This window comes from Klebsiella sp. CD33, assembly GCF_051992865.1.
In the GTDB taxonomy this organism is placed as follows: Bacteria; Pseudomonadota; Gammaproteobacteria; order Enterobacterales; family Enterobacteriaceae; genus Klebsiella; species Klebsiella pneumoniae.
Genome location: NZ_CP197023.1, coordinates 2,904,526 through 2,924,294, shown reverse-complemented (window position 1 = coordinate 2,924,294; position 19,769 = coordinate 2,904,526). Strand labels below are relative to the sequence as shown.

General features: G+C 58.1%; 21 protein-coding genes. 16 read left to right on the top strand and 5 right to left on the bottom strand.

All coding sequences use genetic code 11. The annotated features are described in order from the left end of the window. The first annotated feature begins 54 nt into the window (after positions 1-54). The 6 genes from pspA to ACR809_RS14520 all read left to right on the top strand — a co-directional run bounded on the left by pspA (position 55) and on the right by ACR809_RS14520 (position 4,167). On the top strand, positions 55-723 hold the full coding sequence (pspA, locus tag ACR809_RS14545; RefSeq protein ID WP_002901908.1) for a phage shock protein PspA: 669 nt from the start codon (positions 55-57) through the stop codon (positions 721-723). A 55-nt stretch (positions 724-778) separates the two neighbouring features. Next, a complete protein-coding gene (gene pspB, locus ACR809_RS14540; protein ID WP_002901911.1) occupies positions 779-1,003 on the top strand; it encodes an envelope stress response membrane protein PspB in 225 nt (74 codons plus the stop codon). Further along, a complete protein-coding gene (gene pspC, locus ACR809_RS14535; RefSeq protein WP_002901913.1) occupies positions 1,003-1,362 on the top strand; it encodes an envelope stress response membrane protein PspC in 360 nt (119 codons plus the stop codon). Before pspB ends, pspC begins: the two co-directional genes overlap by 1 nt. Before the next feature lie 28 nt (positions 1,363-1,390). Then, positions 1,391-1,609 carry a phage shock protein PspD gene (pspD, locus tag ACR809_RS14530; protein ID WP_002901915.1) on the top strand — a complete coding sequence of 73 codons (219 nt, stop codon included), beginning with the start codon at positions 1,391-1,393 and terminating at the stop codon, positions 1,607-1,609. A 102-nt stretch (positions 1,610-1,711) separates the two neighbouring features. After that, on the top strand, positions 1,712-3,109 hold the full coding sequence (locus ACR809_RS14525) for a YcjX family protein (protein ID WP_002901917.1): 1,398 nt from the start codon (positions 1,712-1,714) through the stop codon (positions 3,107-3,109). After that, positions 3,106-4,167: a TIGR01620 family protein gene (locus ACR809_RS14520; RefSeq protein WP_014907753.1), complete on the top strand. Its 1,062-nt coding sequence runs from the start codon at positions 3,106-3,108 to the stop codon at positions 4,165-4,167. The genes ACR809_RS14525 and ACR809_RS14520 overlap by 4 nt, the downstream gene beginning before the upstream one ends. A gap of 89 nt (positions 4,168-4,256) precedes the next feature. Here the strand turns inward: ACR809_RS14520 and ACR809_RS14515 are convergent, their stop codons facing one another. Further along, positions 4,257-5,126, bottom strand: coding sequence for a LysR substrate-binding domain-containing protein (locus ACR809_RS14515; protein ID WP_223174612.1), 870 nt, complete (start codon positions 5,124-5,126; stop codon positions 4,257-4,259). Positions 5,127-5,269: 143 nt separating this feature from the next. Between ACR809_RS14515 and ACR809_RS14510 the strand changes: the two genes are divergently transcribed. From ACR809_RS14510 to ACR809_RS14500, 3 genes are all read left to right on the top strand, one after another. Then, the gene (locus ACR809_RS14510) at positions 5,270-6,583 is read left to right on the top strand and encodes a 6-phospho-beta-glucosidase (protein ID WP_002901977.1); all 1,314 of its coding nucleotides are present in this window, start codon (positions 5,270-5,272) and stop codon (positions 6,581-6,583) included. A gap of 172 nt (positions 6,584-6,755) precedes the next feature. Beyond that, entirely contained in the window at positions 6,756-8,297 is a 1,542-nt protein-coding gene (tyrR, locus tag ACR809_RS14505; RefSeq protein WP_002901979.1) for a transcriptional regulator TyrR, read from the top strand. A 101-nt stretch (positions 8,298-8,398) separates the two neighbouring features. Then, on the top strand, positions 8,399-9,451 hold the full coding sequence (locus ACR809_RS14500; RefSeq protein WP_004183734.1) for an AbrB family transcriptional regulator: 1,053 nt from the start codon (positions 8,399-8,401) through the stop codon (positions 9,449-9,451). A gap of 70 nt (positions 9,452-9,521) precedes the next feature. On the opposite strand, the gene tpx is transcribed toward ACR809_RS14500, so the two are convergent. Beyond that, complete coding sequence (tpx, locus tag ACR809_RS14495; RefSeq protein WP_004152131.1) at positions 9,522-10,028, bottom strand: thiol peroxidase; 507 nt, start codon at positions 10,026-10,028, stop codon at positions 9,522-9,524. Positions 10,029-10,130: 102 nt separating this feature from the next. On the opposite strand from tpx, the gene ycjG reads away from it, so the two are divergent. Continuing rightward, on the top strand, positions 10,131-11,096 hold the full coding sequence (gene ycjG / locus ACR809_RS14490) for an L-Ala-D/L-Glu epimerase (protein WP_023279944.1): 966 nt from the start codon (positions 10,131-10,133) through the stop codon (positions 11,094-11,096). On the opposite strand, the gene mpaA is transcribed toward ycjG, so the two are convergent. Next, positions 11,093-11,800 (bottom strand): murein tripeptide amidase MpaA, encoded by a 708-nt coding sequence (mpaA, locus tag ACR809_RS14485; protein ID WP_004152134.1) that lies wholly within the window; start codon positions 11,798-11,800, stop codon positions 11,093-11,095. The genes ycjG and mpaA overlap by 4 nt on opposite strands. A gap of 72 nt (positions 11,801-11,872) precedes the next feature. Between mpaA and ACR809_RS14480 the strand changes: the two genes are divergently transcribed. Then, positions 11,873-11,989, top strand: a complete 117-nt coding sequence (locus ACR809_RS14480; protein WP_004148146.1) for a hypothetical protein — start codon at positions 11,873-11,875, stop codon at positions 11,987-11,989. Then, the gene (locus ACR809_RS14475; protein ID WP_004176446.1) at positions 11,986-13,602 is read left to right on the top strand and encodes a peptide ABC transporter substrate-binding protein; all 1,617 of its coding nucleotides are present in this window, start codon (positions 11,986-11,988) and stop codon (positions 13,600-13,602) included. Before ACR809_RS14480 ends, ACR809_RS14475 begins: the two co-directional genes overlap by 4 nt. 167 nt (positions 13,603-13,769) lie before the next feature. Here the strand turns inward: ACR809_RS14475 and ACR809_RS14470 are convergent, their stop codons facing one another. Continuing rightward, positions 13,770-14,156 carry a VOC family protein gene (locus tag ACR809_RS14470; RefSeq protein ID WP_040244216.1) on the bottom strand — a complete coding sequence of 129 codons (387 nt, stop codon included), beginning with the start codon at positions 14,154-14,156 and terminating at the stop codon, positions 13,770-13,772. A 230-nt stretch (positions 14,157-14,386) separates the two neighbouring features. Here ACR809_RS14470 and ACR809_RS14465 point away from each other — a divergent pair, with 230 nt between their 5' ends. Continuing rightward, positions 14,387-15,220, top strand: coding sequence for a DUF6216 family protein (locus ACR809_RS14465; protein WP_101970403.1), 834 nt, complete (start codon positions 14,387-14,389; stop codon positions 15,218-15,220). Positions 15,221-15,344: 124 nt separating this feature from the next. On the opposite strand, the gene ACR809_RS14460 is transcribed toward ACR809_RS14465, so the two are convergent. Beyond that, positions 15,345-16,229, bottom strand: a complete 885-nt coding sequence (locus ACR809_RS14460; protein WP_048333592.1) for a LysR family transcriptional regulator — start codon at positions 16,227-16,229, stop codon at positions 15,345-15,347. A 172-nt stretch (positions 16,230-16,401) separates the two neighbouring features. Between ACR809_RS14460 and ACR809_RS14455 the strand changes: the two genes are divergently transcribed. From ACR809_RS14455 to ACR809_RS14445, 3 genes are all read left to right on the top strand, one after another. Next, positions 16,402-17,538, top strand: coding sequence for an alpha/beta hydrolase (locus ACR809_RS14455; RefSeq protein ID WP_122051383.1), 1,137 nt, complete (start codon positions 16,402-16,404; stop codon positions 17,536-17,538). Positions 17,539-17,610: 72 nt separating this feature from the next. Next, complete coding sequence (locus ACR809_RS14450; RefSeq protein ID WP_122051382.1) at positions 17,611-18,813, top strand: MFS transporter; 1,203 nt, start codon at positions 17,611-17,613, stop codon at positions 18,811-18,813. 78 nt (positions 18,814-18,891) lie between these two features. After that, the gene (locus ACR809_RS14445; RefSeq protein ID WP_004152141.1) at positions 18,892-19,761 is read left to right on the top strand and encodes an aldo/keto reductase; all 870 of its coding nucleotides are present in this window, start codon (positions 18,892-18,894) and stop codon (positions 19,759-19,761) included. Positions 19,762-19,769 lie beyond the last annotated feature (8 nt).

The window sequence follows — 19,769 nt, the reverse complement described above, 5'->3', positions numbered from 1 at the left end:
TATTAGCTAAGCCACAGGTGAATGCCTGAAACCAGAACTATGAGGATTGAAATTATGGGTATTTTTTCTCGTTTTGCCGACATCGTGAACGCCAACATCAACTCCCTGCTGGAGAAAGCGGAGGACCCGCAAAAGCTGGTGCGTCTGATGATCCAGGAGATGGAAGACACGCTGGTTGAGGTGCGTTCGACATCGGCCCGCGCGCTGGCGGAAAAGAAACAGCTGTCCCGTCGTATTGAGCAGGCGGTCGCCCAGCAGGCGGAATGGCAGGAAAAAGCCGAGCTGGCCCTGCGCAAAGAGAAAGAAGATCTGGCCCGGGCGGCGCTGATCGAAAAACAAAAGCTGACCGACCTTATCGCTCAACTGGATCATGAAGTGCAGCTGGTGGATGAAACCCTGGCGCGCATGAAGAAAGAGATTGGCGAGCTGGAGAACAAACTCAGCGAAACCCGCGCCCGTCAGCAGGCGCTGGCGCTGCGCCATCAGGCGGCGAGTTCGTCCCGCGATGTGCGTCGCCAGCTGGACAGCGGTAAACTGGATGAGGCGATGGCGCGCTTTGAATCCTTTGAGCGTCGCATCGATCAGATGGAAGCGGAAGCGGAGAGCCACCGCTTTGGCAAGCAGCAGACGCTGGATCAGCAGTTTGCCGAACTGAAAGCGGACGATGAAATCAGCGAGCAGCTGGCGGCGTTGAAAGCCAAAATGAATCAGTCCAACCAGTAAGTATGATTGCGCGGCGCGGCGTTGCGCCGCGGCTCACCCCCTGTAAGGAGTACACATGAGCATGCTTTTTCTCGCCATTCCGCTGACGCTGTTTGTGCTGTTTGTTCTGCCGGTCTGGCTGTGGCTGCACTACAACAATCGCGGCGCCAACGGCAGTCTGACGCAAAATGAGCAGCAACGGCTGCTGCAGTTGACCGATGACGCGAAGCGGATGCGTGAACGCATTCAGGCGCTGGAAGCGATCCTGGACGCCGAACATCCGAACTGGAGGGACAAATAATGGCCGGGCTGGATCTGAATAAAAAACTGTGGCGTATCCCGCAGCGCGGGATGGTAAAGGGCGTCTGCGCGGGCATTGCTCAGCATCTTGATGTCCCGGTGAAGCTGGTGCGCCTGATTACCGTGCTGGCGATGATTTTCGGCCTCTTTTTCTTTGTCCTGGTGGCCTACATCATTTTGACTTTTGCTCTGGATCCGATACCGGACAGCGAGCTGTACGGTCATAAAGCGCCGAGCAATGGCGATCTGCTGGCCGCCGTGGATGCCGAACTGGCCTCCGGTGAACAGCGTCTGCGTGAAATGGAGCGGTATGTGACCTCCGACACCTTTACGCTGCGCAGCCGCTTTCGCCAGCTGTAAACCCTGTTTTTAACGAATGAGGCAACGCATGAATAGCAAATGGCAACGCGCCGGGCAGCAGGTGAAGCCCGGTCTGAAAATCGTCGGTAAGCTGGCGCTGCTGACCGCGCTGCGTTATGGCCCGGCGGGCGTTGCCGGCTGGGCGGTTAAATCGGTCGCGCGTCGGCCGCTGAAAATGCTGCTGGCGGTGGCGCTGGAGCCGCTGCTCAGCCGGCTGGCCAACCGCGTCACGCGCGGGATGAAATAATGCCGCCGTGGGGAAGGCGCAAAAGGATTAACGTTGTCCTGCTTATCCCCGGCAGATCGCTTATGATGACGAGACATACCTTCAGGGCATAACGGACTGGCGATGAAGCGACTGAAAACTGAACTGAATGCGCTGGTCAACCGCGGGGTTGACCGGCATTTACGTCTGGCGGTGACCGGCCTGAGCCGGAGCGGTAAAACGGCGTTTATCACCGCGCTGGTCAACCAGCTGTTGAATATCCACACCGGCGCCCGCCTGCCGCTGCTGAGCGCCGCACGCGAAGAGCGGCTGCTCGGCGTCAAGCGCGTGCCGCAGCGGGACTTTGGCATTCCCCGATTCACCTACGACGAAGGGCTGGCCCAGCTGTACGGCCAGCCCCCCATGTGGCCAACCCCGACGCGCGGGGTGAGCGAGATCCGTCTCGCGCTGCGCTACCGTTCGAATGACTCCCTGCTGCGCCATTTTAAAGATACCTCCACGCTGTATCTGGAGATTGTCGACTATCCGGGCGAGTGGCTGCTCGACCTGCCGATGCTGGCGCAGGATTATCTGAGCTGGTCGCGACAGATGACCGGGCTCCTGCAGGGACAGCGTGCGGAGTGGTCGGCCCGCTGGCGGCAGCTGTGCGCCGGGCTGGATCCGCTAGCCCCTGCCGACGAGGCTCGGCTGGCGGATATCGCTGCCGCCTGGACGGACTATCTCCACGCCTGTAAGCGTGAAGGGCTGCACTTTATCCAACCCGGGCGCTTTGTCCTGCCCGGAGAAATGGCGGGCGCGCCGGCGCTGCAGTTTTTCCCGTGGCCCGACGTCGACGCCGTCGGCGAAGCCAAGCTGGCGCAGGCCGATAAACACAGCAACGCCGGCATGCTGCGCGAACGTTACAAATACTATTGCGAAAGGGTGGTGAAGGGGTTCTACAAAGAGCACTTCCTGCGCTTCGACCGGCAGATTGTGCTGGTGGACTGCCTGCAGCCGCTCAACAGCGGGCCGCAGGCGTTTAACGATATGCGTCTGGCATTGACCCAGCTGATGCAAAGTTTCCATTACGGGCAGCGCACCTTGTTTCGCCGGTTGTTCTCGCCCGTCATCGACAAGCTGCTGTTTGCCGCCACCAAAGCCGATCACGTCACGATCGATCAGCACAGCAATATGGTGTCGCTCCTGCAGCAACTGATTCAGGACGCGTGGCAGAACGCCGCCTTTGAAGGGATCAGTATGGATTGCCTGGGGCTGGCGTCCATTCAGGCGACCCAGAGCGGGCTGATTGAGGTGAATGGCGAGAAAATTCCCGCCCTGCGCGGCAATCGCCTGAGCGACGGCCAGCCGTTGACCATCTATCCCGGTGAGGTGCCGGCGCGCCTGCCGGGCCAGGCCTTCTGGCAGCAGCAGGGATTTCAGTTTGAAAACTTTCGTCCGCAGGTCATGGATGTCGATCGGCCTTTGCCGCACATTCGTCTCGACGCGGCGCTGGAATTTTTGATTGGAGATAAACTGCGATGAGCGAACCGTTAAAACCGCGGATTGATTTTGATGGGCCGCTGCAAGCGGAGAAAATTCCGCCGCTGAAAGGCGCTCGCGCCTTCGACACCCTGGAGGCGGACAACTTCGCGCCAGCGCGGCTGGTGACCGGCGAAGAGGAAGAGGGGGCGGCGGAAGCGGTGGTGGAGTCGGTCCTGCGACCCAAACGCAGCCTGTGGCGGCGGATGGTCAGCGCCGGACTGGCGATCTTCGGCGTCAGCGTCGTGGCGCAAGGCGTGCAATGGACGGCTAACGCCTGGCAGACCCAGGACTGGATTGCGCTGGGCGGCTGCGTCGCCGGGGCGCTGATCGTCGGGGCCGGCGTCGGATCTGTGGCCACCGAGTGGCGCCGTCTGTGGCGACTGCGCCAGCGCGCCCACGAACGCGATGAAGCGCGCGATATGCTGCACAGTCACGCGGTCGGTAAAGCGAAAGCGTTTTGTGAGAAGCTGGCGCAGCAGGCCGGGCTGGATCAATCGCATCCGGCGCTGCAGCGCTGGTATGCCGCGATCCACGAAACGCAAAGCGATCGCGAAGTGGTGAGCCTTTATGCGCAGCTGGTGCAGCCGGTGCTCGATGCCCAGGCGCGGCGGGAAATCAGCCGTTCGGCGGCGGAGTCGACGCTGATGATTGCCGTCAGTCCGCTGGCGCTGGTGGATATGGCGTTTATCGCCTGGCGGAACCTGCGGCTGATCAACCGAATCGCCACGTTGTACGGCATTGAGCTCGGGTATTACAGCCGTCTGCGACTGTTTCGCCTGGTGTTGCTTAATATCGCTTTCGCTGGCGCCAGCGAACTGGTGCGCGAGGTGGGCATGGACTGGATGTCGCAGGATCTGGCGGCCCGGCTGTCGGCGCGCGCCGCGCAGGGCATTGGCGCCGGCCTGCTGACCGCCCGTCTCGGGATCAAGGCGATGGAGCTGTGCCGCCCGCTGCCGTGGATCGCCGATGATAAACCGCGACTCGGCGATTTTCGGCGCGAGCTGATTGGGCAGTTGAAAGAGACCCTGCAGAAAAGCAAAACCCGCCCGGAGAAGTAACCTCCGCTCAGAGACATTGCCGGGCGGCGGCTTCGCCTTGCCCGGCCTACGACGTCAAGCTCTGGCACGCGCACCCTGGCAATATTCGATTAGGCGCATTCCGCCGCCAGCCACTCGCTGAAGGCGCGAAAGCGCGGGCGGGAACGGTTCTCCTGCGGACAGATCAGGTCATAGCCAAAGGGCGAGGGCGCTTCATTTTCAGACAAGGCCACCAGCCTGCCGGCGTCGAGCAGCGGCTGGATCAGCGTTTTACGCCCCATCACCACGCCGAGTCCATTGAGCGCCATCTCGATGGCCAGCGAGTGGTTATTCACCGCGTAATACCGGCCGTCAAAAGGTAACGCCTGTCCGCTGTGCTGGCACCACAGGCGCCATTCCGCAAATTGATCCTGTACGTCGGTGGATTCGCACGCATGGATCCAGACGAGCGCCGCCGGGTCGCCGCCGCTCAGCGGACGATACTGCTGGCGATAACGCGGGGAGCAGACCGGGAGCAAACTTTCCGCCATCAGCCGCTGTTGATAAAGATCGGGGTAGCGCGTGGCGCCGTAGTAAATTGCCAGATCCACCCGCTCCTCGTTAAAATCCATCACCCCGGCGCGCACGCGAAACTGCAGATTCAGTCCCGGCCATTGCGTCTGAAAGCGCGGCAGACGCGGCATTAGCCACAGATGGGCCAGCGTCGGCGCAATACCAATATGCAGCGTGCCGCGCAGATCCTGATCGCGAATATCCTCAATTTCATCGTTAATCGCCCGCAGCGAATGGCTTAACGTCGCCAGCAGCCGCTTACCTTCCTCTGTCAGCGCCAGTTTACGCGTCATGCGGATAAACAGGCGAAACCCGATGTGCATCTCCAGCCTGCGGATCCGATGGCTGACCGCTCCCTGGGTAAGGTTCATTTCATGCGCGGCAAGGGTAAAGCTCAGGTGGCGGGCGGTCACCTCAAAGGTCTGCAGCAGCGCAAGGATGCTTTGTCGCTCAAGCACAGATTGTCTCCCTTATGCATTAATTGAGTTCATGCATAGGCCGATTTAATTCGTTTGTTAGGCCAGTTTTGCCGGTTTTAAATAGTTATATCGTAACTAAACCGAGGTATACCATGTCAGGACTCAAAATTGTGGTGATTGGCGGTGGCTCCAGCTACACCCCGGAATTGATTGAAGGTTTGCTCAACCGCTATCACGAAATGCCGGTCGCTTCGCTATGGCTGGTGGACATTGAAGAGGGCAAAGAGAAAGTCGAGATTATCGCCGGACTGGCGCGGCGAATGATCGCCAAAGCCGGGCTGACTATTGAAGTGGTGGCCACCCTTGACCGGGAAAGCGCGCTGCGCGATGCCGATTTCGTCTGCTCGCAGTTTCGCGCCGGCTGCCTTGACGCCCGCATCAGCGATGAACGTATCTCCCTCAAGTATGGCTTGATCGGCCAGGAGACCAATGGCCTCGGCGGCTTCGCCAACGCCTGTCGCACCATTCCCATCGCCCTGGAGATCGCTGCCGATATGGAGCGACTGTGTCCCGACGCCTGGCTGCTGAACTTTACCAACCCGTCGGGGATGGTGACCGAAGCGATCCTGCGCCACAGCCGCATCAAAGCCGTCGGCCTGTGTAACGTGCCGGTGATTATGCAAAAAGGGATAACCACTCTGCTGCAATGCGCTGACGAAAAAGAGGTGGTGATGCAGGTCGCCGGCCTGAACCACTTTATCTTCGTGCGCCAGATCCTGCACAAAGGTAAAGAATGGCTGCCGGAGGTGATAGCCGAGATCAACGCCGGTCGGGATCCGCTGGTGCCGCGCAACATTCCGCCGTTCCGTTGGCCGTCGCATCTGCTGCAGGGCTTAGGCATGATCCCCTGCGCCTATCTGCGTTATTACTACATGAAAGACGATCTGCTGCGCCAGGAGCTGGCGGAGGCGGGCGGCGAAGGAACCCGCGGGGAAGTGGTTAAGCAGCTGGAAAAAATCTTGTTTGACCAGTACCGCGACCCGCACCTGGCAGTCAAACCGAAGGCGCTGGAAGGGCGCGGCGGCCAGTACTATTCCGAGGCGGCCTGCGAGCTGATGAATGCCATCTACAACGACAAGCGGATTATCATGCACGTCAATACGCGTAATAACGGCGCCATCAATGGCCTGCCGGATGACTGCGCGGTAGAAGTCAGCTCGCTGATTACCGCTTCTGGTCCGCTACCTCTCAATGTGGCGCCGTTCCCGGAAGATACCCTGCGTTTGCTGCAGCTGATGAAATCATTTGAACGGCTGACTATCGAGGCCGCGCTCACCGGCAACCGCCATACCGCATGGCGTGCTCTGATGCTGAATCCGCTGATCGTCAGCGGCGAGAAGCTCGAACTGGCGTTGGATGAGGTGATCGCTGAGAACCGTCAGTGGCTGCCTGCTTTCCACGCCTGACCCAAGACTCACCGGCCGCCTGGCCGGTGATTTAACCACTGACCGTCTGACTTTACGCCACAGCGCCCATTTTTCCGCCACACTGTCAATAATTGTTGACAGTTAGCTTCCCGAAAACCCATTCCTGGCCTATTATTCTCCCGTCATTGGCACTTTTAGGGTGAACACTCCCATGCGTCTTGAAGTCTTTTGTGAAGACCGTCTCGGTCTGACTCGTGAATTGCTCGATTTGCTGGTGCTGCGTGGTATTGACCTGCGCGGTATCGATATTGACCCTATTGGCCGAATTTACCTCAATTTCGCCGAACTGGAATTCGCCACGTTCAGCAGCCTGATGGCTGAGATCCGCCGTATCGCCGGCGTGACGGACGTGCGCACCGTGCCGTGGATGCCGTCTGAACGTGAACACCTGGCGCTCAGCGCGCTGCTGGTAGCGATGCCGGAGCCGGTGCTGTCGCTGGATACCAAAGGTCGGGTGGAACTGGCGAACCCCGCCAGCTGCCTGCTGTTTGGCCAAAGCCAGGCGAAGCTGCGTAACCACCCGGTGGCCCAGCTGATCGCCGATTTTAACGTTCAGCGCTGGCTGGAGAGCAGCCCGCAGGAGACGCATGCGGAGCATGTGGTGGTGAATGGGCAGAACTACCTGCTGGAAGTGACTCCGGTCTATCTGGAAGGCGAGCATAACGAGCGAGTGCTGACCGGCGCCGTGGCGATGTTGCGCTCAACCGTGCGCATGGGACGCCAGCTGCAGACCATGACCAGCCAGGATACCAGCGCTTTCAGTCAGATCCTCGCGGTGGGGCCGAAAATGCGCCACGTGGTGGAGCAAGCGCGCAAGCTGGCGATGCTCAGCGCGCCGCTGCTGATTGTCGGCGACACCGGCACCGGTAAAGATCTGCTGGCCCATGCCTGCCATCTGGCCAGTCCGCGGGCGGGCAAACCCTATCTGGCGCTCAACTGCGGCTCCATTCCCGAGGACGCGGTCGAGAGCGAGCTGTTTGGCGACGCGCTGCAGGGCAAGAAGGGCTTCTTCGAGCAAGCCAACGGCGGCTCGGTGCTGCTGGATGAAATTGGTGAGATGTCGCCGCGGATGCAGACTAAGCTGCTGCGCTTTCTCAACGACGGCACCTTCCGCCGCGTTGGCGAGGATCATGAAGTGCACGTCGATGTGCGGGTGATCTGCGCGACGCAGAAAAACCTGATCGAGCTGGTGCAGAAAGGGCTTTTCCGCGAAGATCTCTACTATCGCCTCAACGTCCTGACGCTGTATCTGCCGCCGCTGCGCGATTGCCCGCAGGACATCATGCCGCTGACGGAGCTGTTCGTGGCCCGCTTTGCCGACGAGCAGGGGATCCCGCGGCCGAAGCTCTCTGCCGATCTCAGTACGGTGCTTACCCGCTACAGCTGGCCCGGCAACGTCCGCCAGCTGAAGAATGCCGTCTATCGCGCACTGACCCAGCTGGAAGGATTTGAGCTGCGTCCACAGGACATTCTTCTGCCGGACCATGACGTCGCCTCGCTGCCGGTGGGCGAGGAGGCCATGGAAGGGTCGCTGGACGACATCACCCGCCGCTTTGAGCGCTCGGTGCTGACCCAGCTCTATCGCAGCTACCCCAGCACACGTAAGCTGGCGAAGCGGCTGGGGGTGTCGCATACCGCCATCGCCAATAAACTGCGTGAATATGGTCTGAGTCAGAAAAAGGGCGACGAATAATCCCGCCAGGCCGGCGACTCACGTCGCCGGCATCCCGGCCTGCAAAGCGGGCCAAACCTGTATATACTGGTTTTTTAATCCTTTTTCCGGGGTGGTGCATCTTGGCGTCGCGTCGCGCGATCGGGCACTGGCTGATATTGCTGCTGCTCTCTGTTCTCTTTTCCTCGCTGCTGTTACGAATACACCTGCCGGCAGCGCTGCTGCTGGGGCCGCTGATCGCCGGTCTCATTTTGAGCCTGCGCGGGGTGAAGCTGAGCATCCCTCGCCCCTGTTATCTGGCGGCGCAGGCCATTGTCGGCTGCATGATCGCCCGGGCGATTAATCCCTCTGTTTTTGGCGTGCTGTTCAACAACTGGGCGCTGGTGCTGGCGATCCTGTTGACCACCCTGGCGATAAGCGGCCTTACCGGCTGGCTGCTGGTCCGCTACAGCGCGTTGCCGGGCGCCACTGGCGCCTGGGGAAGCTCTCCCGGCGGCGCGTCGGCAATGGTGGTGATGGCCCAGGAGTACGGGGCCGATGTGCGGCTGGTGGCGCTGATGCAGTATCTGCGGGTGCTGTTTGTCGTCGGCGCGGCGGCGCTGGTGGTGCGCTATGCCCTGGGCAATGAAGCACAGGAAATGACTCAGGATATTGTCTGGTTTCCATCGTTGACCCTGAATTTCCCTTTCACGCTGCTGCTGACGGCGGTGGCCTGTTGGCTGGGCATGCGGCTGCGCATCCCCTCCGGGGCCATGCTGCTGCCGATGCTGCTTGGCGCGCTGGCCCAGGGCGGCGGCTGGCTGATGCTGGAGCTGCCGGAGTGGCTGCTGGCGATGGCCTATGCGGTGCTGGGCTGGACGGTGGGGCTCCAGTTTAATAAAGCCATTTTTCTGCTGGCGCTCAAGACGCTGCCGCAGATTATCGCCTCCATCATCGGACTGATCCTGATGTGCGCCCTGATGGCCCTTGCCCTGACCCACATTCTGCAGATGGACTTTATGACCGCCTATCTGGCCACCAGCCCCGGCGGCCTGGACACGGTGGCGATTATCGCCGCCGGCACCCGGGCGGACATGTCGTTTATTATGGCGCTACAGACGCTGCGGCTGTTTACCATTTTGCTGACCGGCCCGGCGATGGCGCGGGCTATCTCCCGCTATGCGCCGCGGCAATAAAAAGCCCTCGCAGAGCGAGGGCTGGGCAGATCGAATGTCCGCGAGCGCGACGCGCCCGGGCAATCTGTTATCAGGCTTTCAGGGCGGCCAGCGCGGCGTCGTAGTCCGGCTCTTCGGTGATTTCGTTCACCAGCTGGCTGTAGACGACCTGATCGTTTTCATCGATTACGACCACCGCACGCGCAGCCAGGCCAGCCAGCGGACCGGTGGCGATGGCGACGCCGTAGTCAGCGAGGAAGGACGCGCCGCGCAGCGTGGACAGGGTGACCACATTGCTCAGGCCTTCCGCGCCGCAGAAGCGGGACTGGGCGAACGGTAGGTCAGCGGAAATGCACAGCACTACGGTGTTGTCCAGTTCAGCGGCCAGCTGGTTGAATTTACGCACTGATGCGGCACACACGCCGGTATCAATGCTCGGGAAAATATTCAGTACTTTACGTTTGCCGGCGTACTGGCTCAGCGCGACGTCAGAGAGATCTTTGGCGACCAGCGTAAACGGCTGCGCTTTAGCGCCTGCCTGCGGAATGGTGCCCTGAACAGAAACGGGGTTGCCCTGGAAATGCACGGTTTGTGACATGGTTATCTTCCTGTTTACATATAGTTAACGTCGCGAGTAGTGTATGACATCCGCCAGCTACACGGCAAACCCTATTTAACATTTACCAGAGAGGACAAGGGAATGCGTAACGTGCGAGTGTATGAGGAAGCCTGGCCGCTCCATACCCCTTTTGTGATCGCCCGCGGTAGCCGCAGCGAGGCGAAAGTGGTGGTAGTGGAACTGGAAGAGGACGGCGTGAAAGGGGTAGGCGAATGCACACCCTATCCCCGCTATGGCGAGAGCATCGCCTCGGTCATGGCCCAGGTGATGGCGATCGGCGAGCAACTGGAGGCGGGGCTTACCCGCGAACAGCTGCAGCGGCTGCTGCCGGCAGGCGCCGCGCGCAATGCCATTGACTGCGCGCTATGGGATCTGCAGGCCCGGCGCGAAGGCAAAACCTTGGCCCAGCTGTTGGGCGTGGCGTTGCCTGACCGGGTGATTACCGCCCAGACGGTGGTCATTGGCACGCCGGATCAGATGGCGGCCAGCGCCGCGGCGCTGTGGCAGGCAGGGGCCCAGCTGTTGAAGGTGAAGCTCGACGATCGACTGATCAGTGAGCGGCTAATCGCTATCCGCCAGGCGGCGCCGGAGGCTACGCTGATTGTTGACGCCAATGAGTCCTGGCACAGCGAGGGGCTGGCGGCGCGCTGTCAGCTGCTGGCGGACCTCGGTGTGGCGATGCTTGAGCAGCCGCTCCCCGCCGACGACGACTCGGCGCTGGAAAACTTCGTTCATCCGCTGCCGATTTGCGCCGACGAGAGCTGCCACACCCGGGAGAGCCTGCCGCGGCTGCGCGGGCGCTATGAGATGGTCAATATCAAACTGGATAAAACGGGCGGCCTGACCGAAGCGCTGGCTCTGGCCGGGGAGGCGGAACGGCAGGGATTTGAACGGATGCTGGGCTGTATGCTTTGCACCTCGCGCGGGATCGCCGCCGCGCTCCCTCTGGCGCCGCTGGCGCGCTTCGCTGACCTCGACGGCCCGACATGGCTGGCGGTGGACGTTGAGCCGGCGCTGCGGTTCAGCACCGGCGTGCTTCATCTTTAAGCCTGCCAGCGCAGCAGATCGGTCATCGCCGGCAGGTAACGCTCCGTTGCCTCGTCGGCGGAGACCGGCGGGAACTCGGCGGTGATGCAGGGGAGTCCGATATCGGCGCACCAGCTGCCAAAGGAGCCCGGCGTGTCGTAGCCCACGCTGCCCACCAGCGGCAGGGAGAAGGCGTCGGCCAGCCAGCGACCCAGCGGGCTGTGGCCCGGATCTTCGATGCAGGCCAGCGGATCGTGAAAGGAGACCACCCACGCCGGATGAATCTGATGGATCAACTGACACAGGGCCTCGGTCTCCCGTTCCGAACCCGGCTGCTCGCCGGTCAACAGCACCACGTCGCGCTCCGCCGCCGCGCTATTCCAGCGGTAAACCGTTTCCCCTTGCTTCCAGTTGGCTGCCGGAAAGTTACGGTTGAGGTCAACGCCGCGGGCATTGGCGCGCAGCCCGAGCTGACAGCCGTCAGGATTGACCGTCAGCACCACGTGGTGGCGGCGCAGCTCGGGTTTCAGGGTGCGCAGGGCGCAGGAGAGGGTCACAATCGACGAATTCTCATCACCGTGGGTACCGGCAATAATCAGCCCGCTACGGCTGTCGGCCTGCGGCGCAGGAAACCACAGCAGCGGCGCGCCCAGTTCCGAGCTGCCATACTGCCGGGTTCCCGGCGGAAAGTCGCCGCGCTGCGGGCGAGGACGTGAAATAGACATAGGGCTTCCTGTGTGTCGTTATTATTTAGTGTTGGCGAAAAGCGTATCGGGATCAAACCCATTCCCTGAGGCGTGAAATCCGACGGCACATCAATTTTCTATCATATGTCGTTTGCAATTTCAGGTGATGAAACAAATAATTATCGCTCTGTTGGCGGTATTTTTTTCATTTTAAAGGGGATCTTATGAAGTATCCTGTCGCTTTGACATGCGGCGCGCTGTGGTTAGCCAGCGTATCTTCTCTGGCCTGGGCGGCTGACGTACCGCCGGGCACGGTACTGGCGGAAAAACAGCTGTTAGTGCGCCATATCAAAGATGAACCCGCCTCGTTAGATCCCGCCAAAGCGGTGGGCCTGCCGGAAATCCAGGTGATCCGCGATCTGTTTGAAGGTTTAGTCAATCAGGATGCGAAAGGCAACCTGGTTCCAGGCGTAGCGACCCGCTGGCAGAGCAACGATAACCGCGTCTGGACCTTTACCCTGCGTGATAACGCCCGCTGGTCCGACGGCACGCCGGTTACTGCCGAAGATTTCGTCTATAGCTGGCAGCGTCTGGTGGATCCGAAAACCACTTCGCCGTTCGCCTGGTTCGCGGCGCTGGCGGGGATCGCTAACGCGCAGAACATTATTGACGGCAAAGCCGCGCCGGAGACCCTGGGAGTCACCGCCGTCGACGCCCACACCCTGCGGGTGCAGCTGGATAAACCACTGCCGTGGTTCAGCAACCTGACCGCCAGCTTTGCCTTCTATCCGGTGCAAAAGGCGAATGTCGACAGCGGGGCGAACTGGACGCGGCCCGGCAGCCTGGTGGGCAACGGCGCCTATGTTCTGAAAGACCGTGTGGTCAATGAGAAGCTGGTGGTGGTGCCGAACACGCACTACTGGGATAACGCCAAAACGGTGATCCAGCAGGTCACCTTTGTGCCGATTAACCAGGAATCCGCCGCCACCAAGCGCTATCTTGCAGGGGATATCGATATCACCGAGTCTTTCCCGAAAAATATGTACCAGAAACTGCTGAAGGATATTCCGGGGCAGGTGTATACCCCGCCGCAGCTGGGTACCTACTATTACGCTTTCAATACCCAAAAGGGGCCGACGGCGGATGAGCGGGTACGCCTGGCGCTGAGCATGACCATCGATCGCCGGGTGATGGCGGAGAAAGTACTGGGGACCGGGGAAAAACCGGCCTGGCGCTTCACGCCGGACGTGACGGCGGGCTTCACCCCCCAGCCGTCACAGTTTGAGAGCATGAGTCAGGCTGAGCTTAATGCCCAGGCGAAAGCCCTGCTGGCTGCCGCTGGCTATGGCCCGAATCGACCGCTGAAGCTGACGCTGCTGTATAACACCTCTGAGAACCACCAGAAGATTGCCATCGCGGTGGCGTCGATGTGGAAGAAAAACCTCGGCGTGGAAGTGAAGCTGCAGAACCAGGAGTGGAAAACCTATATCGACAGCCGTAACACCGGCAATTTCGACGTGATCCGCGCCTCGTGGGTGGGGGATTACAACGAGCCGTCCACCTTCCTGTCGCTACTGACCTCCACCCACAGCGGAAATATCTCGCGCTTTAACGATCCGGCGTACGATAAAATCCTCGCCCAGGCGGCGGTAGAGAATTCGGCCAAAGCGCGTAACGACGATTACAACGCGGCGGAAAAGATCATTATGGTCAAAGCGCCGATCGCGCCGATCTACCAGTACACTAACGGCCGATTGATTAAGCCGTGGCTGAAAGGCTACCCGATCACCAACCCGGAAGATGTGGCCTACAGCCGTACCATGTATATCGTGAAGCACTAACCGATCGTGGTTGCCTGAAGATGTCAGGCAACCATCGCTGAACTCCGAGCTGGCGCGGCTTGCCGCGCCAGTTTTTCCTGCTCTCCTTCTCGCGCCACAGTAGAAAGTCTCACTTTTCTGGCAGTATGGCCGACTGATGCCAGGTTCTACCATCTGGTCGCGAAGCATCAGAAGATCTCATCCGCCGGGTTTTTATCATGATGCTCAACGTATTCGGCAATCATGCCATCCGGATGCCGAACCAGCATGTTCCAGCCGGTGGGCACGGCCTTCACCGGGTTGATAATCGTTGCCCCGGTGGAAGGCAGATGTTTCTCCCAGGCGGTAATGTCGTTGACCAGGAAAGTGGCCTCGGTGGCGCGAAACGGAGCCAGGCTTTGCTCGGTTCCGCCAATTAAAAGCACGGAACCCACCTGCGCCAGTTTGAGATCGTATTCGGGATAGTCAAAACGTAACCTTGCCTTTTGCGAAATGAGATGTTCATAAAACGAAACGGTTTCTTCAAAGCGGGCAATCAGCACGCATCGACGGATCAGGATACTGAGGACTTTCATTATATCTCCTTCGCCATTTTCTCAGAGATAGCGTAGCAGCACTGAGGTGGAATGTAAGGCTCAAGTAGCAGAAGAACGTGACGTATAGTTGTGGCCTGCGTATAAGAAGATATCGGCAATGACCTTGTGCGCTGGATAAGAAAAGTTGCAGTTAAAAAATATTTATTTTGTAATGATGCTGTGGTGTGATTGCTGAGCATACGATTAGCGGGATGATTAAGAGGGGCTAGATGGAAAGTTTAATTTCTTCGATATGGAATTTTGATGGACTGATAAATAGCGCGTTAATTTTTGTTACTTTTGGTTTATTAGGAGTGTTTATCTGGAAACGGGCAGGATCCGCATATTCTTTATTGAACCGGCTATGGGAGTTCTGCCTGGGAGGGAAAACGTTTCACGACGGTAAAATAAATGCATATTTCAATGAGAGAAATGATGTTGAACGTTTTAATGTTTTATTTAATGTCGGCGCAAGAAATAAAGAAGAGATCAAGTCACTGATTAACTGGACGAAAAAGAAAAATATAGATATTCGTCATGTCACAGCCGCGAAAGGATGGTTTGAAATATCAACGCTTAAGGCAATAAAACCATTATTTATCGCTAATGTTGGTGTATTTTTCTCTTGTGTGTTAACTATGCTGCTATTATCAAATTTTATGTTGCTGGCATTGAAGCCATCCGCACTAGTACGATTAGGCGACGACAAGTCATGGGTTTGGATTAATGATCATATTGCTGAGAGTTCGATCTGGACCAATAATTACCTTCCCCTGAACTGGACTGAGTGGAAGCTCGATAAAAAACAGTGTGAAAGTGAAGATTTCGATAAAACGGTTTTCTCAGAAATAGCGGGGATAAGTGTGCGCTCGGTTGACAGGATTTGTGAGAACTTTTCAAGTGGTTCGTTGAGTGATACTATAAATAATATTATTAAAAATCAAAAATTGGCATGGGTTTTGGCTATTTACCCCTTCATTTTTACGATTATTTGCTTTTTTAGCTTGTTACGCAGAGGTGCTGCTTCTAAACTTTATAATGAAGTACATAACTCACAAAATTAATATTTATATAAATTCATTTACGTCTGGCATTACTGTTTGCATCGATCGGAATTAAATGACAGGTCCGAGTACAGAAGCTGTCACCGGCCGCTACCGGTTGCCTGCTGCCTGCAGGCAACCTCTGCTACATTCGCAATGTATCAATGACCGCTCTCAGCGCGGGCGACACATTGCGGTGCGGGTAATAGAGATATGAACCTTCCAGACGCTGGCTATAACGCTGGAGCACCCGGATAAGTGTGCCCTGGGCTAGATCGTCGGTAATCAGCTCTTCCGGGACATAGGCCAGCCCCAGACCGAGCCTCGCCGCTTTGGCCTCCATATAGCTATCGGCGAAAGCCCACTGTCCCTGAGGTGGGTGGGTGATTTTTTTGCCATCCACATTAAGTTCCCAGGCGTAAAGGCTGCCGTCGCCGAACTGATAAGCGATGCAGGGGTGGGCGACTAAATCGGCGGGCGTTTGTGGAAAGCCGTAGCGGCGAAAATGTTCCGGGGTACCCACCACCGCCATCTCCATATCGGGCGAAATGCGTACCGCAATCATGCCACTCCCGACTTCCGGGCCCAGACGCACGCCCGCATCGAATCGCTGCGCAATAATATCGACAAACCGGCTTTCGCTGATCAGTTCCAGTCTGATATCGGGATAGCGGTGTTTAAATACTGCCAGCTTCGGCAGCAGGACTTTATCAATGGCATGCTGGCTGGCATTGATGCGTACCGTACCGGAGGGCGTTTGACGATAGTGGGCCAGCGTGGCGAGTCCCATATCTAAGGCGTCGAAACCGGATTCGACATTGTGATAGAGCTGCTCACCCGCCTGAGTGAGCGACAATCGGCGGGTGGTGCGCACCAGAAGCTGAACGCCCAGCCGCTCTTCAAGTTCACGAACCGCACGGCTTACACCGGACTGCGCCAGGCCAAGTCGTTGCGCTGCGGCGGTAAAACTGCCTTCCCGCACCACCTGCATAAACAGATAGAGGTCATTATAGTTTTCCCGTTTCGCCATTCTCCCGCCTCGTCATCCGCATGCCATTTAGAACAATATGGTATTAATCTTAGCATTTTTCGCCCCCTAATAAGAACCATTACTGCTGGCTACACTAAGCGCACGACAATAAAGCAAAGCTGCATTGTCTACTGGAGACTTGCATTGATCACGTTTATTTAGGGGAATTTTGATGACGGTTTTCACCAAAAAACTGACAGCCGCGATACCCGCCATGCTGCTTTGCGCCTCATTAACTGGAGTCACAACGATGAGCTCTGCTGAGACAACTAACCCGAATGCGCCTGTTTCACTGATTGAACAATGGGATAAAACGTTTGCTGAGAGTTTGAAAGTGGATCACCGTAAGGTGACCTTCCAGAACCGCTACGGGATAACCTTAGTTGGCGATCTCTACCTGCCGAAGGATCGCGGTGAACGCAAACTGGCAGCTATTGCCGTGAGCGGTCCCTTCGGCGCGGTAAAAGAGCAGTCCAGCGGCCTGTATGCCCAGACGCTGGCCGAACAGGGGTTTGTCACCCTGGCGTTTGACCCATCCTATACGGGCGAAAGCGGTGGCTACCCACGCAACGTAGCCTCACCGGATATCAATACCGAGGATTTCAGTGCCGCGGTGGACTTTCTGGGCCTGCAAAAAGAGGTGGATCGCAACCGTATCGGTTTGCTCGGCATTTGCGGCTGGGGCGGTATGGCCCTGAACGACGCGGCGATGGACACCCGCGTCAAAGCGGTGGCGACCAGCGTCATGTATGACATGAGCCGCGCGATGGGGCATGGAGTGGGCGATGGCAAAGACCGCTATACCACTGCCGATCGTCGCGCCGTACTGCGCTATCTGAACGTGCAGCGCTGGAAAGATGCGGCAAACGGCACCTTCGTCCCCGGTGGGCATGACATTTATGTTGATGATAAGGGCAACGTCAGCGCTGCCGATCGTATTTTGCCGGAAACCTTGCCCGCCAACCCCAATCCGGTCCTGAAAGAGTTCTTCGATTATTACCGTATGCCGCGTGGTTTCCATGCGCGTTCGGTTAATTCAACCGGGGCATGGAATGCGACGATGCCGCTGTCGTTTATGAATATGCCGCTGCTGAGTTACGCCAGTGAAGTGACTATTCCGACGCTTATCGTGACCGGCGAACAAGCCCATTCACGCTATTTTGCCGAAGATGCCTTTAAGGCCATCGGCAGTAAAGAGAAAGCGCTGGTGATTGTCCCAGGCGCAAACCACGTCGATCTCTATGACAACGTCGCGGGCAAAATTCCCTTTGCGACGTTCGCGCAATTTTTTAAAACCAACCTGAAATAGATCTCCTGTGCCGGAGACATCCCCAAAGCCGCCACGCGCCTGCGGGCGGCTTTGTCTTGTCGGAGAGAAATAATGTCTGCATTAGGTCACACCCGGGCACACTGGAGCGGCGTCCTGGCGATGACGCTCTGCGTATTTGTGCTCATTGCTTCAGAATTTATGCCGGTCAGTCTGTTGACACCCATCGCGGGTGATTTACACATTACCGAGGGATTAGCCGGTCAGGGCATTGCGCTTTCTGGCGCGCTGGCGGTACTGACCAGCCTGACGATATCCCGTCTTACCGGATCGCTGGACCGTAAATGGCTGCTGCTGGGGCTCACGGCGTTGATGGCAGCCTCTGGGGTGATTATTGCCCTGGCGTCCAGTTTCCCGGTTTATATGCTGGGCAGAGCGCTCATTGGGATCGTCATCGGCGGCTTCTGGTCGATGTCGGCGGCAATGGCCATTCGGCTTGTGCCGCAACGCCAGGTCTCCCGCGCACTGGCCATCTTTAACGGTGGTAACGCGCTGGCCACCGTTGTGGCAGCGCCGCTGGGCGGCTACCTGGGGGCCACCGTCGGCTGGCGCGGCGCCTTTTTATGTCTTGTCCCGCTGGCGGTGCTGGCCTTCGTCTGGCAATGCATTAGCCTGCCGTCGATGAAAAGTCCGCGCGCACCACAGCGGCAGGGATCGGTGCTGCGTCTGTTCCGTCTTTCTACGCTATCCCTGGGATTGCTGGCCTGCGGACTGTTCTTTATGGGACAGTTTACCTTATTTACCTATGTGCGACCGTTTCTGGAGACGGTGACCCAGGTCAGTCCTTCTGGTCTGTCCCTGATATTGCTGACAATGGGTATCGCCGGTTTTATCGGCACGCTGCTTATTACGACCGTTCTGAATGCCCGATTTTATCCGACGCTGGTGGCTATCCCGTTGTTAATGGCCGCAATTGCCGGAACGCTTCTGCTGGCCGGACACCACACGGGATCGGTCGCCGTACTGTTAAGCCTGTGGGGGCTGCTGGCGACGGCGGCGCCCACCGGCTGGTGGACATGGATTGCGCGGACGCTGCCCGAGGATGCGGAGACGGGCGGCGGGCTGATGGTCGCCGTGATCCAGCTATCGATAGCCCTCGGGTCAACGGTAGGCGGCCTGGTGTTTGATAGTCTGGGATGGCACAGCACTTTTGCACTGAGCGGTCTGTTACTGCTGGGCGCGGCAGGGGTGACTTTTCTGCTCTCTGTCAAAATCAGATCATCTCAGCGCACTGCGATTAATGAATTGAATGCATAAGTCAAATCAGGAATGACAGGCTAATCGTGACCGCGTTCCTGTCTTACCATGGTGTTTTAACAAGAGGGGAGCTTCACCGTGGAATATTCAGTATTAAGTAACGCTCGCAAAATGCCGATGCTGGGTTTCGGCGTTTTCAAGGTGACCGATAAAGCGGAGTGTAAGCAGGCGGTGTTGAACGCCATTCGCACCGGTTATCGCCTCATCGATACCGCTGCCGTCTACGATAATGAAGATGCGGTGGGTGAGGCCGTGCGCGAAGCCATCGCCGAAGGTCTGTGTACCCGCGAGGCGCTGTTTATTACCTCCAAACTGTGGGTCCAGGACATGGCCAACACCGGGATGGCGAAAGCCGGGATTGCCGCGTCATTAAAAAAATCGGGCCTGGAATACTTTGATCTTTATTTGCTACATCAGGCGATGGGCGATTATTTCAGCGCCTGGCGTGCGCTGGAAGAGGCCTATGAGGCCGGTACCCTGAAAGCGATCGGCGTCTCCAATTTTTACCCCCATGTGTTAGCTAACTTCTGCGAAACTGTCAGAATTAAACCAATGGTGAACCAGGTTGAACTGCATCCTTATTTCGCGCAGCCCGCGGCGCTGGAAGCCATGAAGCATTATCACGTTCAGCCTGAAGCGTGGGCGCCGTTAGGCGGTGGCAGACATAATCCGTATCAAGATGCATTGCTTCGGGGGATCGCCGATGCGCACCAGAAAACCATTGCGCAGGTTGTTCTGCGCTGGAACGTGCAGCGTGGCGTCACGGTGATCCCTAAATCCACCCGCCAGGAGCGCATTGAAGAAAATTTTGCTATCTGGGATTTCGTATTAACAGACAACGAAATGGCGCAAATCAGCGCCCTGGATTTAGGCTATGTTGGCGAAGCGGTAAAACACTTCAACCCTGAGTTCGTTCGCGGATGTCTGGGGGTGAAAATCCACGACTGACCGCGGCA

Coding starts and splice junctions, on each gene's coding strand:
- pspC (WP_002901913.1), top strand. CDS start 1,003: ATGGCCGGGCTGGATCTGAATAAAAAACTGTGGCGTATCCCGCAGCGC.
- ACR809_RS14510 (WP_002901977.1), top strand. CDS start 5,270: ATGTCAGGACTCAAAATTGTGGTGATTGGCGGTGGCTCCAGCTACACC.
- ACR809_RS14470 (WP_040244216.1), bottom strand. CDS start 14,156: ATGAAAGTCCTCAGTATCCTGATCCGTCGATGCGTGCTGATTGCCCGC.
- pspA (WP_002901908.1), top strand. CDS start 55: ATGGGTATTTTTTCTCGTTTTGCCGACATCGTGAACGCCAACATCAAC.
- pspD (WP_002901915.1), top strand. CDS start 1,391: ATGAATAGCAAATGGCAACGCGCCGGGCAGCAGGTGAAGCCCGGTCTG.
- ACR809_RS14520 (WP_014907753.1), top strand. CDS start 3,106: ATGAGCGAACCGTTAAAACCGCGGATTGATTTTGATGGGCCGCTGCAA.
- tyrR (WP_002901979.1), top strand. CDS start 6,756: ATGCGTCTTGAAGTCTTTTGTGAAGACCGTCTCGGTCTGACTCGTGAA.
- ACR809_RS14465 (WP_101970403.1), top strand. CDS start 14,387: ATGGAAAGTTTAATTTCTTCGATATGGAATTTTGATGGACTGATAAAT.
- ACR809_RS14525 (WP_002901917.1), top strand. CDS start 1,712: ATGAAGCGACTGAAAACTGAACTGAATGCGCTGGTCAACCGCGGGGTT.
- ACR809_RS14450 (WP_122051382.1), top strand. CDS start 17,611: ATGTCTGCATTAGGTCACACCCGGGCACACTGGAGCGGCGTCCTGGCG.
- ACR809_RS14460 (WP_048333592.1), bottom strand. CDS start 16,229: ATGGCGAAACGGGAAAACTATAATGACCTCTATCTGTTTATGCAGGTG.
- tpx (WP_004152131.1), bottom strand. CDS start 10,028: ATGTCACAAACCGTGCATTTCCAGGGCAACCCCGTTTCTGTTCAGGGC.
- mpaA (WP_004152134.1), bottom strand. CDS start 11,800: ATGTCTATTTCACGTCCTCGCCCGCAGCGCGGCGACTTTCCGCCGGGA.
- ycjG (WP_023279944.1), top strand. CDS start 10,131: ATGCGTAACGTGCGAGTGTATGAGGAAGCCTGGCCGCTCCATACCCCT.
- pspB (WP_002901911.1), top strand. CDS start 779: ATGAGCATGCTTTTTCTCGCCATTCCGCTGACGCTGTTTGTGCTGTTT.
- ACR809_RS14475 (WP_004176446.1), top strand. CDS start 11,986: ATGAAGTATCCTGTCGCTTTGACATGCGGCGCGCTGTGGTTAGCCAGC.
- ACR809_RS14455 (WP_122051383.1), top strand. CDS start 16,402: ATGACGGTTTTCACCAAAAAACTGACAGCCGCGATACCCGCCATGCTG.